Below are 13,640 nucleotides of genomic sequence, written 5' to 3' on the forward strand. Positions count from 1 at the left end.
AAAAGTAACATATTTTTTCATGCTTTTTCATGAGGTTCTAATTTTAAAAAAACAAGCATCTTTGCTATATGAAAAACAAATCATTCTTATTACTTATTTTTATCTTAATAATGATCAATGTTCTATTTGATTGCTCTAAGAAAGAATCAATTCGTCAGGACTCCCCCCCCATAGATGTTAAAATCATTCCACCTGACACAATGGAATTGCTTATGAGAGATATGTACTTAACTGAGTCTTACATCAGGTGGTCTTCAGCCAAAGGAAACAACCCTGCTGATGTTTCCTATTTTTTCTACAAACTTTTGCTTACAAAATATCATCTCGACACCCATCGTGTGAATGCTTCAATAAAATTTTACATTGCCCACGAAGATCAGTGGATAAAGATTCTTACACGTATTATAAATGAAGAATTTTCAGATGTTGAAATAAAACCAGATCAAAATCAACCCTTTTAATCGAAAACCATGATTTTTTCTGTGATGGAAAAATGGTCTCCATAAATCTTCACGAAGAAAGTTCCTGCATTATGCAGTTTCAACGAAATATGGGTTTGGTTAGCCATTGTTTCATAGACTTTTTGAAACAATGAATTATAAAGTTCAATTTTTATTCCTTCATTAATTATTTCAGATGGAATATCCACAAAAAACTCATCGTTGGCAGGATTAGGGTAAACATGTATCTTATCCCGTGCATATTCTTGAAGATCCACAAAGCTGGTGGTATAATAAAAGGAAAAACCATCTGAACGCAAGATATCATCTGACGAAAAGGTTATATAAGCAGCATTACCCCATACCAGGATAGGTTGCGTTGGTATTTCATATCCAGATATTGTTGCTACTAGTTGTGCGTTAGTATTGGTCCCCTGATAGATTTTGATTTCATCGGCATCTTTTTCTGTAGCAAGTTTAGTAAAATGAATGTAGATCAACCCTGCTCCTGGAGGTTGAATGAGCCAAGCACATTGGCTATTGTTTCCATAACGTTCAGATCCGCTACCATCTTCAATAGTATCCGTCAAATTGGTATAAACCTGCATCGAGGGGCAATATATGAAATCGGTTTCAGCAGGTTCTAAACCTACAATTAACCTCTGATCAGAATTAAAATTGATACTTCCAGGATTAAAATTGGAAAGGGAATAATACCCATCGTAAGCTCCTCCCCATCCCCAATTAATATGAAAACGACCAGAAGCATCAATCCCATCAACCACAAAAGCATGGCATCCCCCGTTACCACATCCAGCATAAACAAGAGGCCTACGGGCAAGTAATTCGTTCTGCATGATTTCTGCCCACGTGGCATCGTCAATTCCGTTTCGTTCAATTAATGTGGCATAGTTTGCGTATTTAAAATATGTTTTGAATGCTTCGGCAGCAAGAGACAAACTAGATCCTGAACCAGTCGGCCCGTAATCCATATTGACAGAGACACCACAGTGAAATAACAAAGTTGCTACTGGGATGTTGTTAGTAGTAAGCTGACTTGGCATGCTATCCCAAAGATATGTAGTTGCTCCAAAATTAGCTGAAAGATTTGGATAGAGATATGTGCCATAGATGTGACTTCCTTGTCCCTGCACAGGATATGCATGAAATTTCATAACCTGTCCCATAGCAGTTGCCACGCAACCCGCATAACAATGACCGCATGGGCCATCCACATGTTCCGGACAAAGTTCATTGTAATAACAATCTTGATTCCATTTTGTCGCTAGTAAAGGAGCAACTGCCAGTTTATTTGACTCAAACAACTTCCCATCCCTCAAAAACAAAGACCATGCTTCACGAGCACCATCGCTCGAGCTTTTTCTATTTTTTTCCAACTCTATTTGTTGTTGTACGAAGTTAAAATACCATTTAACGGAAGGAGGCATTACTCCTAAATCAGATTCTTCGCTGTAGGCTACGATGGGATCAAACATCTTATCCTTTGTGGTTACTATAAACCCTTTGCCTATTTTATTCTGAATAAAAACAAGATCCGGGTATTCCTGCTGAAAATTGGTACAAATCTGTGGAATAAACTCTATATTCTTTGCCTTGAAAAATTTCTCTGCGCCTGCCTCAATCTGAAATAGAGAAACATCTTGAGCACTTAATCCAAAAGCAATAAACATAAATAACAAAATAAAAGTTTTCATTTCCCTCACTTTTGCAACAAAATTATCACATTTACATAAATTAGCATCTAAATTCAATTCCATGGGAAAAATAGTTCTTGCTTTTATGTTCATGTGGTTCCTATATGATAACATGATCTCTCAACAGGTTGAAATAACTATCACCAACATTCGCAACTCCAAAGGTGTGATCAGAATCGGGATTTTCAAAGATCAGGAAAGTTTTGACAAGGAAACCCCCTATGATGGCAAAATATTTCCTAAGAAATCCGTTTTAAATGGAAAACTTGTTGTCAAATTTGATTTACCACCTGGTAAATATGGTTTTGCTGTTCTTGATGATGAAAACGAAGATGGAAAGATGAATTACAACTTATTAGGTGTACCCAAAGAAGGGTATGGTTTTTCAGGAAATACCTTTTTTTTAAGCAAACCTTCTTTTTCGGAATTTGCTGTGAACATTCGTAAAGGGCTGAACAAGTTTACCATTGAGATGAACTATGTTTTTTAAAAATATTAAATTTGCTTCCGTTGACGGGATGTGGCGCAGTTGGAAGCGCGCTTCGTTCGGGACGAAGAGGTCGCTGGTTCGAGTCCAGTCATCCCGACATGCCTCTTTAGCTCAGCGGTAGAGCAGCTCACTCGTAATGAGCAGGTCGTGGGTTCGAATCCCATGAGAGGCTCCAAATGCTGCAAAAAAAAATTGAGTACATCGACCTAGGTTTACAGGCCTATCTTACAACTTGGAAGTTTCAAGAAAAACAGCTTCAAAGTTTATTGAAATTAAGAGAAGACCAAAAAAAGCAAGATTTTGCTGGATGGTTCTATGTGGTGGAACATCCCCATGTATATACCCTTGGGAAAAATGGTAAATTAAGCAATCTTTTACTATCTTCTTATGAACTTCAAAAAAAAGGGATAGAGTTTGTTCAGACCAACCGCGGAGGTGATATTACTTACCATGGACCTGGTCAGGTAGTAGGTTATCCTATTTTGGATCTGAAGAAACTATCGATCGGAGCCAAAATGTATGTTTTCATTCTCGAAGAAACCATCATACGTGTACTTTCACATTTTGGCATTAAAAGTGAAAGACTTCATGGAGCGACAGGAGTTTGGCTTGATACTTCTCAACCAACCAAAGCCCGAAAAATATGTGCCATAGGTATTCGTATATCCCACGGTATCACCATGCATGGTTTTGCTTTTAATGTTAACACCGATTTAAATTACTTTTCTTTTATCCATCCTTGTGGCTTAGCTAACATGGGTGTTACCTCTCTCCAAAAAGAACTTCAAGCTCCACAAGACATGACTCAAATAAAACTTATGATTTTTAAGGAATTTAAAAATATATTAGATAATATAGCAGATATCTTTCCACAGATTTAACAAAAACAAAGAAATAAGAAAATTTACTTGAAATTAACAACGAACAAGTTAGATTATGTTAGATTTTGGTTAATTCCACCTTGCCAATATATACGATGCGTTAGACACAAATAAAGTAATGCTTATACTTTTTTGTAAAAAGGCAATTTGACAACTTGAGCCTTTAAAAGTTTTTCACGAATCTTTACGTATATTTCAGATCCTTCTTTAGCAAATGCAACTTGTACATAACCCATCCCAATGTACTTTTGAAGAGTAGGACTTAAAGTACCTGAAGTTACACGTCCAATAGTATTTCCTTCACTATCGCAGATGTCATAACCTTGACGAGGAATGCCACGATCAATGAGTTCAAAACCCACTAATTTTCGTTGAACTCCCTCTGTCTTTTGTTTCCAAAGATAATCTTTATCAATGAAGTTCTTGTGTTCCACGAATTTGGTAATCCAGCCAAGACCTGCTTCGATTGGGGATGTGGTATCGTCAATCTCATGACCATAAAGGCAAAAACCCATTTCAAGGCGAAGGGTGTCGCGGGCACCAAGACCTATAGGAGCAATACCCTCTTCTTTACCAGCTTCAAAAACTGCGTTCCAAATTTTTTCAGCTACATCGTTAGGAAAATAAATTTCGCATCCTCCAGAACCAGTATAACCCGTAGTCGAAAGTAAGACATTTTCCACACCAGCTAGTTCAACATATTTCCAGGTGTAATAGGGCATATCGATGATAGGAGTTGTTGTCAATTTCTGCACAATTCGTAAGGCTAAAGGTCCTTGAATGGCTAGTTGGCTGGTCTCATCCGAAGCATTGATCAGATTTTTCCCGGGTTCAAGATTAAATTTTTTGGCTTGTTCAATAAGCCAATTCCAATCTTTGGTGATATTGGCAGCATTGACCACGAGAAGATAAGTTTCTTGGTCAATCCGATATACTAGTAAATCATCGACAATTCCTCCCTGGCCATTGGGAAGACAAGAATACTGAACTTTGCCATCGTATAAAACCGATACATCGTTGGAAGTAACATATTGAAGAAAATCAAGAGCTTTTTCACCCTTTACCCATATTTCTCCCATGTGAGAAACATCGAAAACTCCAGCTCTTTCGCGAACAATTTGATGTTCTTCAGTGATACTTGTATATTGAATGGGCATGTAAAATCCGGCAAATTCAACCATTTTAGCTCCTAATTTTTCGTGAACATGAGCAAGTGCTGTTTTTTTCATTTTTTTTACAAAAGTATGGATTTTGTTCATTTAGTTTACTTTTGCATATAAAATTCGCTTAAATGTTTTTTTTCAAATCATTTATACCCCGATGGGCATTATTTCTTTTTGATATTTTTATTGTTTTTTTTTCCATAGTCGTAGCTTATCTGAGTAGATTTAACTTCAATATACCTTCACAAGAATATCCATTAATTTACTATAGTGTTGTTCTGATTCTACTGATTCGAGCTTCTATGTTTGCTCTTTTCGGAACTTACCGGTATGTGGTACGTTACACCAGTACTCAAGATGCCTTGCTTATTGGACTTAGTCTTCTAACTGGTTCATTGCTCATGGCTTTACTTAATCTCATTTGGTATTATTTTTTTCACTTCAATTTAATCCCGTATTCCATCATTTTAATTGAATTCAACATCTCGCTAGTTTTTTTACTCGGATATCGTATCGTTCTTAAAATGGCATATTTAGAAAATAAAATCCCTACCAGAGAAAAACAATCAGTATTGATTTTTGGAGCAGGCGAAAGTGGTGTTATTGCTAAAAGAGCCATTGAAAGAGATGCAGGAACAAAATTTAAAATATTTGGTTTTTTAGATGAAGACAAAAAAAAGATTGGAAATAAAATTGAAGGTATTTTGGTATATCCTTTGGAAAAATTAAGCGAAATCCTTTCACATAATGAAATTAAATTCATTATCATTGCTATCCAAGATTTGAAACCAAGCAAAAAAAAATTAATTACAGAAATAGCTCTTCAACATAATACAAAAGTTCTTATCGTTCCTCCTATATCAACATGGATCAATGGAGAATTGTCCTTTAAGCAAATTAAAAAAATTCCCATCGAAGAATTGCTGGAGCGTGACGAAATAAAAATATCGAATGCTAAAGTCTATTTGGAATTAAATCGCAAAACCATACTCATCACTGGAGCTGCAGGTTCCATTGGCAGTGAACTCGTCCGGCAAGTTTTAAAATTTGATCCCAAACGTGTGGTATGTGTCGATATAGCTGAAACTCCCATGTTTTACCTTCAAGATGAGCTGAAAAAAAGTACAGCATTTCAAAAATGTGAGTTTATACTTGCGAACATCCTTGACGAAAATAAAATGTACTATATTTTTGAAAAATATCAACCCCATATTGTTTTTCATGCAGCAGCATACAAGCATGTTCCACTGATGGAAGAAGCTCCTTACGAAGCTTTTAAGGTAAATGTACTGGGTACTAAAATTATTGCTGACCTTGCGCTGAAGGTTAATGTAGAAAAATTTGTCTTCATTTCAACCGACAAGGCAGTAAATCCTGTGTCAGTTATGGGTGCTTCAAAGCGAATGGCTGAAATGTACATTCAAGCTCTTAACAACGCAGGAAAAACCCTTTTTATGTCTGTCCGATTTGGAAATGTTCTTGGTTCCAATGGTTCCGTCATACCGTTATTCAGGAAGCAAATTGAATCTGGAGGGCCTATAACCATAACTGATCCTGAAGCAACTCGTTATTTTATGACCATTCCAGAAGCGTGTTTATTAGTTCTCGAAGCAGTTACGATGGGAAAAGGAGGAGAAATTTTTATGTTGAACATGGGTGAACCTATAAAAATTATTGATCTTGCTAAAAAAATGATTAAACTCAGTGGTTTAGAACTTGGAAAGGACATTCAAATTCAGATTACTGGCCTTCGTCCTGGAGAAAAATTACATGAAGAATTATTAGCCGATAAAGAAAAATCCATACCCACCTATCATGAAAGCATAGTCATAGCACAACATCGTCAAACTGACCACGAACAAATTAAAAAGCATATTTCTGAACTTGAATATCTTCTTTCAGAATTAAATGAGCAACATATCTACAACAAAATACGGGAATGGATACCTGAATTTAATCAAAACAACGAAAGTCATAATAATTAATATTTGTTTTTACAAAAATTTCTATTTTTGCAATAATTGGAGAGGTGGGTGAGTGGCTGAAACCAACAGTTTGCTAAACTGTCGTACCTGTAAGGGTACCGGGGGTTCGAATCCCCCCCTCTCCGCAGGGCTTTAGTCCCTTTTTTTTTTCAAAAAAATATACTATGAAAAAATTGTTAGCTTTTCTATTCTTGTTTACGAGTTTTTCAGTTTTTCCTTGTACCAATTTCATTATTACCAAAGGGGCATCAACCGACGGGTCTGTCATTTTATCTTATTCTGCAGATAGTCACGTGTTGTATGGTGAACTATACTACTGGGCCCCGGGAGTTTATCCTGATGGAACGATGATGGACATTTATGAATGGGATACCGGGAAATACTTAGGTAAGATCAAGCAAGCCAAAAGAACTTATAATGTAGTAGGAAACATGAACGAATTTCAGTTAGCTATCGGTGAAACAACGTTTGGAGGGAGAAAAGAGCTTCATGAGCAACCCGGTGCTATTTTAGATTATGGAAGTCTAATTTATGTAACCCTCCAAAGAGCAAAAAATGCTAGAGAAGCTATTAAAATTATGGCAGAACTTGTTGAAGAGTATGGTTACGCAAGCAGTGGAGAATCTTTTTCAATTATAGACAAAAATGAAGCATGGATACTCGAAATGATAGGCAAAGGTCCTGGTGAAAAGGGTGCTGTTTGGGTTGCTGTGCGTATTCCTGATGGTTACATATCTGGGCATGCCAATCAGGCACGCATCCGTACATTCCCCTTAGCTGATGGAAAAAAATCCATCACCAACAAGCAATGGGATAAATTATTTAATCCAGCTATTGAATGTATTTATTCACATGATGTTATCGAATTTGCCAGAAAGAAAAAATTTTTTGAAGGAAAAGATAATGAATTTAGTTTTTCTGATACGTACAATCCATTAACTTTTGGAGGAGCTCGTTTTTGTGAAATTCGTGTTTGGAGTATGTTCCGTCAAGTAAACAAAGAGATGGACAAGTATCTAGACTATGTGCGTGGAGAAAATTTAAAAAATCGTATGCCTCTCTACATCAAACCTGATAGAAAAATTTCTGTTCGTGACGTGATGAATTTTATGCGCGATCATCTCGAAGGGACACCCTTTGATATGACTCAAGATATGGGTGCAGGGCCTTTTAAATGCCCTTACCGCTGGAGACCTTTGACTTTCAAAGTCGATGGTAAAGAATACCTCAATGAAAGAGCTACTGCTACTCAGCAGACTGGTTTTTGCTTTGTTGCTCAAGCCCGATCTTGGTTGCCTGACGAAATCGGTGGAGTTTACTGGTTTTCTGTAGATGACGTGGCAAGCACTGTATTTACACCAATATACTCATGTTCAAGACAAATTCCTGAAACTTACGCTGAAGGCAACGGTTCCATGATGCAGTGGAGTGATAATGCTGCTTTCTGGGTTTTTAATCAAGTATCTAATTGGGCATATACACGTTATAGTTACATTCATCCTGAAATCCAAGCAAAGCAAGATTCACTAGAAAACCTTTATTTACAGAGAGTAAAGCAAATGGATGAAAAAGCTCTGCAAATTTACTCACAGGATAAAATACAGGCGGTTAAGATTCTATCAGATTTTTCAGTGCAAAATGCTAATGAGTTGGTGTACTACTGGAAAAAGTTCTACCAGTATCTTTTCATGAAATATATGGACGGTAATATTAAGACTCCCGTCCCAGGTGAAAAAAACCCCAAAGTTAATCAACCTGGTTATGGTGAAGATTGGTACAGAAGAATTATAAGAGAAACTGGAGATAAATTGAAAGTTTTGGGTTCAGATGAATAAGAAATGTTTTATGATTTTTTAAAAAAGATTTAATTTGCAAAAAAATTGAAAACAATAATATCGTTATGAAAAGATACATCAATTTTATTTTGATTGGTACAATCTTGTGGGCATTTACCTTAAATGCTCAACAAAGACACGAAAAAAAGTACACTCCGCGAGATAATCAAACTACAACTACTCCCAAAAAACTTGCAGCTGGAGCACTTGAATATTACGAATTGGTAAGAGGAACGCCCACTCCCGAGCTTATTTGGAATGCTCATAAGCAAGCCGACTTACTCAATTCTTCTAAATCTCTCACTTGGAATGAACTGGGGCCAAATAATAAAGCAGGACGAACACGTGCTATTTTAATAGACAGAAACAATCCAAATATCATTTATGCTGGAGGTGTATCTGGAGGTTTGTGGCGATCGACCGATGGTGGAGCCAGTTGGACTTTAATTTTCCCCACTGCAGAAAATTACGCCATTTCTGCTTTAGCACAAGATATTAATGGTATTATCTATGTGGGAACTGGAGAGGGCTTTGGTGTAGTTTCAGGTTCTGCAAATGGCGGAACAAGTTTTATCGGAAATGGTATTTACAAATCCACCGATGCAACTGGAACATCTTTTGTACATCTATCTTCCACAACTCCAACATCACTTACTTCTCCATGGATTTATGTTAACGAACTAGCTACCAGCACTAATTCTACTCGTATTTATGCAGCCACATATAAAGGTCTTTATAAAAGTGATGACGGTGGGCAAACATGGGAAAATATAGTATATTATCCAGGTTCTTCGCCTTACGTAGCTGAAGCTCAAGACGTAGAAGTAGCTTCGAACGGGTATGTTTATGCTGTCGTAGGGGGTAAAATTTTCTTTTCTACTAGTGGAGACGTAAACACCTTTTCTAACATTACTATTCCAAATCTTGGAAATTCCAGCCGAATTGAAATAGCTGTGGCTCCTTCCGATCCCAATTACGTGTATGCAGTAGTTGCCGCAACCAATGGTAGCCTTAAAGGGGTTTATCGCACGACTGATGCTGGTACTACATGGGAACTCATAGGCCCTGGGGGAAGTCAAAATTTTAATCTTTTCGGTAGTAATAACCAAGGCCGGTGGGATAATACTGTTGTGGTATATCCCAACAATAAAAACAAGATTCTTGTTGGTGGCATTGATTTATGGGTATATGAATACAATGGGAACTGGATTCAAAAGACATTGTGGTACTTATCTGAAGCCAGTCCTTATTATCTTCATGCAGACCATCACGATATTAAGTTTCATCCTACCAACCCCAACATTGTATATCATGCTAGCGATGGGGGTGTAAGTATAAGCACAGATGGTGGTAACACATGGCAAACAAGAAATCGAAATTACTCAACCATTCAGTTCTATTATCTTACAGCTAATTGCTTTAATCAGCTACTTGGTGGCACACAAGATAACGGCACTTTATTGATGCCTAATTATCCTTCAAATACAAAGCAAGCATTTGATTATATAGGTGGAGATGGTGGGTGGGCAGCAATGTCTTACATCAACCCAGAAGTTATCGTGGGTACCATGTATTACGGAGATGCCTATCGGGATGATGAATTTGGAACCAATCCTCGTTCTATTTACGATACCAAACTGTCTAATATTAGCCCTAAACCAGGTAATCCTGGTTATGCTTCGTTTGTAACACCCCTTCTCCTAGATGAAAAACTCTGGGATTTTTATAGTCAAGACAGTGTTTATTTCAAAGCTGATACTAATTACCATGCGGGTGATACAGTGACAGTCAAAAGTAAAAATAATAACTATCCTTTTCCTTATGTTTTACCAATATCCCTTAATGCGGGGGATAGTATACTAGTACAGGACATAGTGACTGCTCGTTTCTATATTGGTTTAAAAAATGCTGTCTGGATGACCAAAGAAATACATAATTTTGGACGTGCACCTAAATGGATACAAATTGCTTCTGTATCAGGTTATCCTCAAAGTATGGCCATAAGTAGTGATGGAAATTACTTGTTCGTAGGTACTTCTGAAGGTAAGTTATATCGAATTTCGAACTTACTTTTCGTGAAAGATTCTATTAATGGGGATATTAGCAGTCCTTATTGCGTAGTAGAAACTAAAGAAATTGCTTCCCATACCAATAGAGCCATTACTTCTATTGCCTCAGATCCATCCGATCCAAATAAACTATTATATACACTCGGTAAATACGGTGAAAATCAGTATGTATTCTATTCTACTAATGCATTGAGTCAAACCCCAACTTTCACCAATAAAACAGGAAATCTTCCTAAGATGCCAGTGTACGCAAGTTTGATCGAAATGCATAACAGCAATTATGTTATGTTGGGTACAGAATTAGGAGTTTTTGTCACCACTAACATCAATGCTTCTTCTCCTACTTGGGAAGAAGCCAACAATGGTTTAGGTCGAGTTCCTGTTTATTCCCTTAAACAGCAGACATGGAACTATCCTGGTGCAACCAATTACGGAGTTATTTATGCTGGAACCCATGGTCGTGGCGCTTTCAAATGTGAACAGTTCGTTTCTCTTAATGACCAACCTACCCAAATCTCTCCTGATGTTTTAACCATCTTTCCTAATCCAGCACATGAAAACGTAAGAATTTCATTTCCTACCTCTGAAGAAACCATCGTGGAAGTTATCACTTATAACGTGACAGGCCAACTAGTCATGAATAAAATATTTAGAACAGGGGCCGGGAACACAATGATACTATTACCCGTGAATCACTTACCTGAGGGTTTATACACCGTGCAAATTAAGATCAAAGGAAAAACTTTGACTGGTAAATTCGTTAAAAATTAAAAAATGATTCATATGAAACTTTTGCATTTTTTCATAGGAATTGGTTTTGTTCTATTTGTAACTGCACAGGAAAAAACCTACGCTCCAACTCTGGCATCTCCTGCCAATGGTGCTACAAATATCCATCCATCAGTATTGTTGGACTGGAACCCTGTAGCAGCAGCCATGAAATACGAATTGTGGATCGACACTTCTTCTACTTTTATATCTCCCCTCAAATTTTCTACTACTAACACAGCCCTGACGGTTACCAATTTATTATTTAACACAACCTATTTTTGGAAAGTTAGAGCAATCTCTATAAATAACGACACATCAGCTTGGTCAACTACTTGGTCATTGTCAACCTTGAGCAAACCTACTCTTAAATATCCCTCATTGGGTTCTAAGCCACCTCACATAGTGACAAATTTATCATGGAATGCCATCAGCGGCGCTACTGGTTATATTTATCAGATAGACACCTCTCTTTCTTTCTCTAGCCCCCTTCTCATAGAAGGAACATCTACTTCCCCATCAGCGGTTGTACACCTATTGCGGTATGGTCAAAGCTACTCATGGCGTGTAAAGGCATACCATTCCTTAGATACATCAGATTGGGCTAATGCATTCTCATTCAAAACACGTGATTCCGTACCCATTCTCATTCCAGTCAACGGAAGCAATTCAGTTACACCTATTAATGCTTGCAAGGTTAAATCCATTTTAGGTACAAAAAAATATGAGTTCTGGGTTGATAATAGCAATACTTTTCCAAATCCCTTTATTTTTTATTGGGACAGCACTAAAATTAAAATCAGTTCAGGAGATACAGTAGCAGAATATGTGCTCGATACCATTCCTTTTGATTCTAAGTACATGAAATTTAGATGTATTAGCAAATTTGATACCAGTAAATGGTCTAATGTTATTTCATTCAATACAGTGAACAAAGTCGTCTTGAAATCTCCTGCTGACGGATCCACTAATGTTGCTTGCAACACATCACTTTCATGGAAGACCTTACCCGGCTGTGTTAAATATATACTTGAATTTGATACACTTTCAACGTTCTCAACTTCAACTACGATTACCATCAGTGATACTAATTATACAGGACCTGCCTCTGGTTATCTTAAAAAACTAAAAACATATTATTGGCGTGTTTGGGGTATTACATTGAATGATACCACACCACAGTTTAATGTATGGTCCTTTACAACTGGTTTTGGTGTTGGTTTTGATGAAAACAAACAAATTTCTTTTTCTTTATACCCAAATCCTACTTCAGATTTCATAAATTTGGCCCATTCTGGTGATCAAATTATAGAAATCATGATTAGAGATGTTTTGGGCAACGTTGTGCAAACTTTTTCACCTCAAGAAAACAATAATATACAAAAAATCAACCTGTCCAGCTTGACCAGAGGAATTTATTTTCTAGAAATTAGGGGTCAAAAGGGCATATATCAATTAAAATTCACCAAACAATGAGAAATTCTTAAAATGAGCCGCTTTGTGCGGCTTATTTTTTATCCATGGAAAAGCATCAGTACTTATTGTTTAAACGCATTTATCAAGGAGAAAATGAAACATTGGATTTTAAATTTTCAATAGCTGATGGTCCTAAAATCGCACGCACCATTTCTGCTTTTGCAAACACACAAGGGGGATCCATACTTGTTGGAGTAAAAGATAACGGCAAAATTGGTGGTATTCGTTCGGAAGAAGACATCTATTATGCTCAGCATATAGCAGAACATTTCTGTAATCCCCCTGTTCCTATTGAAACTATTCTCTACGAATTGGAAAAAAAAGAAATACTTGAATTAATTATACCCCCATTGGCCGATGTTCAATTAACTCGTGCTCCCAATGAAGAAGGCCAATATGTTGCCTATCTACGATATCGATCCTCCAATCATGTAGCTGGTCCTATTTATGAACGCATATGGGAAAAAAGTCGTAGCTCTTACATTAATAATATCACGCTTTTGCCTTCTCATTTAGAACTTCTGAATTTTTTTGAAAAAAAAGCTCAAGCATTTTTTCTTGAAGAAATTTTAGAATCAGTTTCTTTTTCCCGATCTGCTACAATAAAAATCCTTGAATCTTTGATTTTATCTGGTTTTGTTGAGTTTTACCTTACCGATGAAGGAATGAAATATAAGCGAACCACATTACAAAATGATAAAAAATTATAACTTTGTTTTCCAACTGCGGATGTGGCGTAATTGGTAGCCGCGCCAGACTTAGGATCTGGTGCCGAAAGGCGTGTGGGTTCGAGTCCCTCCATCCGCACCATTAATTTA

Annotated in this window: 10 protein-coding genes and 4 tRNA genes; 12 read left to right on the top strand and 2 right to left on the bottom strand. The window is 36.9% G+C overall.

What is annotated here, in order from left to right; genetic code table 11:
- Nucleotides 1-68: 68 nt before the first annotated feature.
- Complete coding sequence (locus N2Z72_05815; GenBank protein MCX7697196.1) at nucleotides 69-461, top strand: DUF4296 domain-containing protein; 393 nt, start codon at nucleotides 69-71, stop codon at nucleotides 459-461.
- On the opposite strand, the gene N2Z72_05820 is transcribed toward N2Z72_05815, so the two are convergent.
- Nucleotides 458-2,155 (bottom strand): C10 family peptidase, encoded by a 1,698-nt coding sequence (locus N2Z72_05820; GenBank protein MCX7697197.1) that lies wholly within the window; start codon nucleotides 2,153-2,155, stop codon nucleotides 458-460. The two genes, N2Z72_05815 and N2Z72_05820, sit on opposite strands and share 4 nt — an antisense overlap.
- 61 nt (nucleotides 2,156-2,216) lie before the next feature.
- Here N2Z72_05820 and N2Z72_05825 point away from each other — a divergent pair, with 61 nt between their 5' ends.
- From N2Z72_05825 to lipB, 4 genes are all read left to right on the top strand, one after another.
- Nucleotides 2,217-2,645, top strand: coding sequence for a DUF2141 domain-containing protein (locus N2Z72_05825; protein MCX7697198.1), 429 nt, complete (start codon nucleotides 2,217-2,219; stop codon nucleotides 2,643-2,645).
- A gap of 24 nt (nucleotides 2,646-2,669) precedes the next feature.
- A tRNA-Pro gene (locus N2Z72_05830) sits at nucleotides 2,670-2,742 on the top strand.
- Nucleotides 2,743-2,745: 3 nt separating this feature from the next.
- Nucleotides 2,746-2,820: transfer RNA gene (locus tag N2Z72_05835), tRNA-Thr, on the top strand.
- 1 nt (nucleotide 2,821) lies between these two features.
- On the top strand, nucleotides 2,822-3,526 hold the full coding sequence (lipB, locus tag N2Z72_05840) for a lipoyl(octanoyl) transferase LipB (protein MCX7697199.1): 705 nt from the start codon (nucleotides 2,822-2,824) through the stop codon (nucleotides 3,524-3,526).
- A 122-nt stretch (nucleotides 3,527-3,648) separates the two neighbouring features.
- Here the strand turns inward: lipB and gcvT are convergent, their stop codons facing one another.
- Nucleotides 3,649-4,755, bottom strand: a complete 1,107-nt coding sequence (gene gcvT, locus N2Z72_05845) for a glycine cleavage system aminomethyltransferase GcvT (GenBank protein MCX7697200.1) — start codon at nucleotides 4,753-4,755, stop codon at nucleotides 3,649-3,651.
- Nucleotides 4,756-4,817: 62 nt separating this feature from the next.
- Between gcvT and N2Z72_05850 the strand changes: the two genes are divergently transcribed.
- From N2Z72_05850 to N2Z72_05880, 7 genes are all read left to right on the top strand, one after another.
- Entirely contained in the window at nucleotides 4,818-6,674 is a 1,857-nt protein-coding gene (locus N2Z72_05850; protein MCX7697201.1) for a polysaccharide biosynthesis protein, read from the top strand.
- A gap of 38 nt (nucleotides 6,675-6,712) precedes the next feature.
- A tRNA-Ser gene (locus tag N2Z72_05855) sits at nucleotides 6,713-6,799 on the top strand.
- Nucleotides 6,800-6,838: 39 nt separating this feature from the next.
- A complete protein-coding gene (locus tag N2Z72_05860) occupies nucleotides 6,839-8,509 on the top strand; it encodes a C69 family dipeptidase (GenBank protein ID MCX7697202.1) in 1,671 nt (556 codons plus the stop codon).
- A 65-nt stretch (nucleotides 8,510-8,574) separates the two neighbouring features.
- On the top strand, nucleotides 8,575-11,349 hold the full coding sequence (locus tag N2Z72_05865) for a T9SS type A sorting domain-containing protein (protein MCX7697203.1): 2,775 nt from the start codon (nucleotides 8,575-8,577) through the stop codon (nucleotides 11,347-11,349).
- Between the two features lie 12 nt (nucleotides 11,350-11,361).
- On the top strand, nucleotides 11,362-12,822 hold the full coding sequence (locus N2Z72_05870; protein ID MCX7697204.1) for a T9SS type A sorting domain-containing protein: 1,461 nt from the start codon (nucleotides 11,362-11,364) through the stop codon (nucleotides 12,820-12,822).
- A 44-nt stretch (nucleotides 12,823-12,866) separates the two neighbouring features.
- The gene (locus N2Z72_05875; GenBank protein MCX7697205.1) at nucleotides 12,867-13,532 is read left to right on the top strand and encodes a putative DNA binding domain-containing protein; all 666 of its coding nucleotides are present in this window, start codon (nucleotides 12,867-12,869) and stop codon (nucleotides 13,530-13,532) included.
- A gap of 15 nt (nucleotides 13,533-13,547) precedes the next feature.
- Nucleotides 13,548-13,632, top strand: a tRNA-Leu gene (locus tag N2Z72_05880).
- The last annotated feature ends 8 nt before the right edge of the window (nucleotides 13,633-13,640 follow it).

This window comes from Bacteroidales bacterium, assembly GCA_026418905.1.
Classification (GTDB): domain Bacteria; phylum Bacteroidota; class Bacteroidia; order Bacteroidales; family DTU049; genus JAOAAK01.

Coding starts and splice junctions, on each gene's coding strand:
- N2Z72_05815 (MCX7697196.1), top strand. CDS start 69: ATGAAAAACAAATCATTCTTATTACTTATTTTTATCTTAATAATGATC.
- N2Z72_05820 (MCX7697197.1), bottom strand. CDS start 2,155: ATGAAAACTTTTATTTTGTTATTTATGTTTATTGCTTTTGGATTAAGT.
- N2Z72_05825 (MCX7697198.1), top strand. CDS start 2,217: ATGGGAAAAATAGTTCTTGCTTTTATGTTCATGTGGTTCCTATATGAT.
- lipB (MCX7697199.1), top strand. CDS start 2,822: ATGCTGCAAAAAAAAATTGAGTACATCGACCTAGGTTTACAGGCCTAT.
- gcvT (MCX7697200.1), bottom strand. CDS start 4,755: ATGAAAAAAACAGCACTTGCTCATGTTCACGAAAAATTAGGAGCTAAA.
- N2Z72_05850 (MCX7697201.1), top strand. CDS start 4,818: ATGTTTTTTTTCAAATCATTTATACCCCGATGGGCATTATTTCTTTTT.
- N2Z72_05860 (MCX7697202.1), top strand. CDS start 6,839: ATGAAAAAATTGTTAGCTTTTCTATTCTTGTTTACGAGTTTTTCAGTT.
- N2Z72_05865 (MCX7697203.1), top strand. CDS start 8,575: ATGAAAAGATACATCAATTTTATTTTGATTGGTACAATCTTGTGGGCA.
- N2Z72_05870 (MCX7697204.1), top strand. CDS start 11,362: ATGAAACTTTTGCATTTTTTCATAGGAATTGGTTTTGTTCTATTTGTA.
- N2Z72_05875 (MCX7697205.1), top strand. CDS start 12,867: ATGGAAAAGCATCAGTACTTATTGTTTAAACGCATTTATCAAGGAGAA.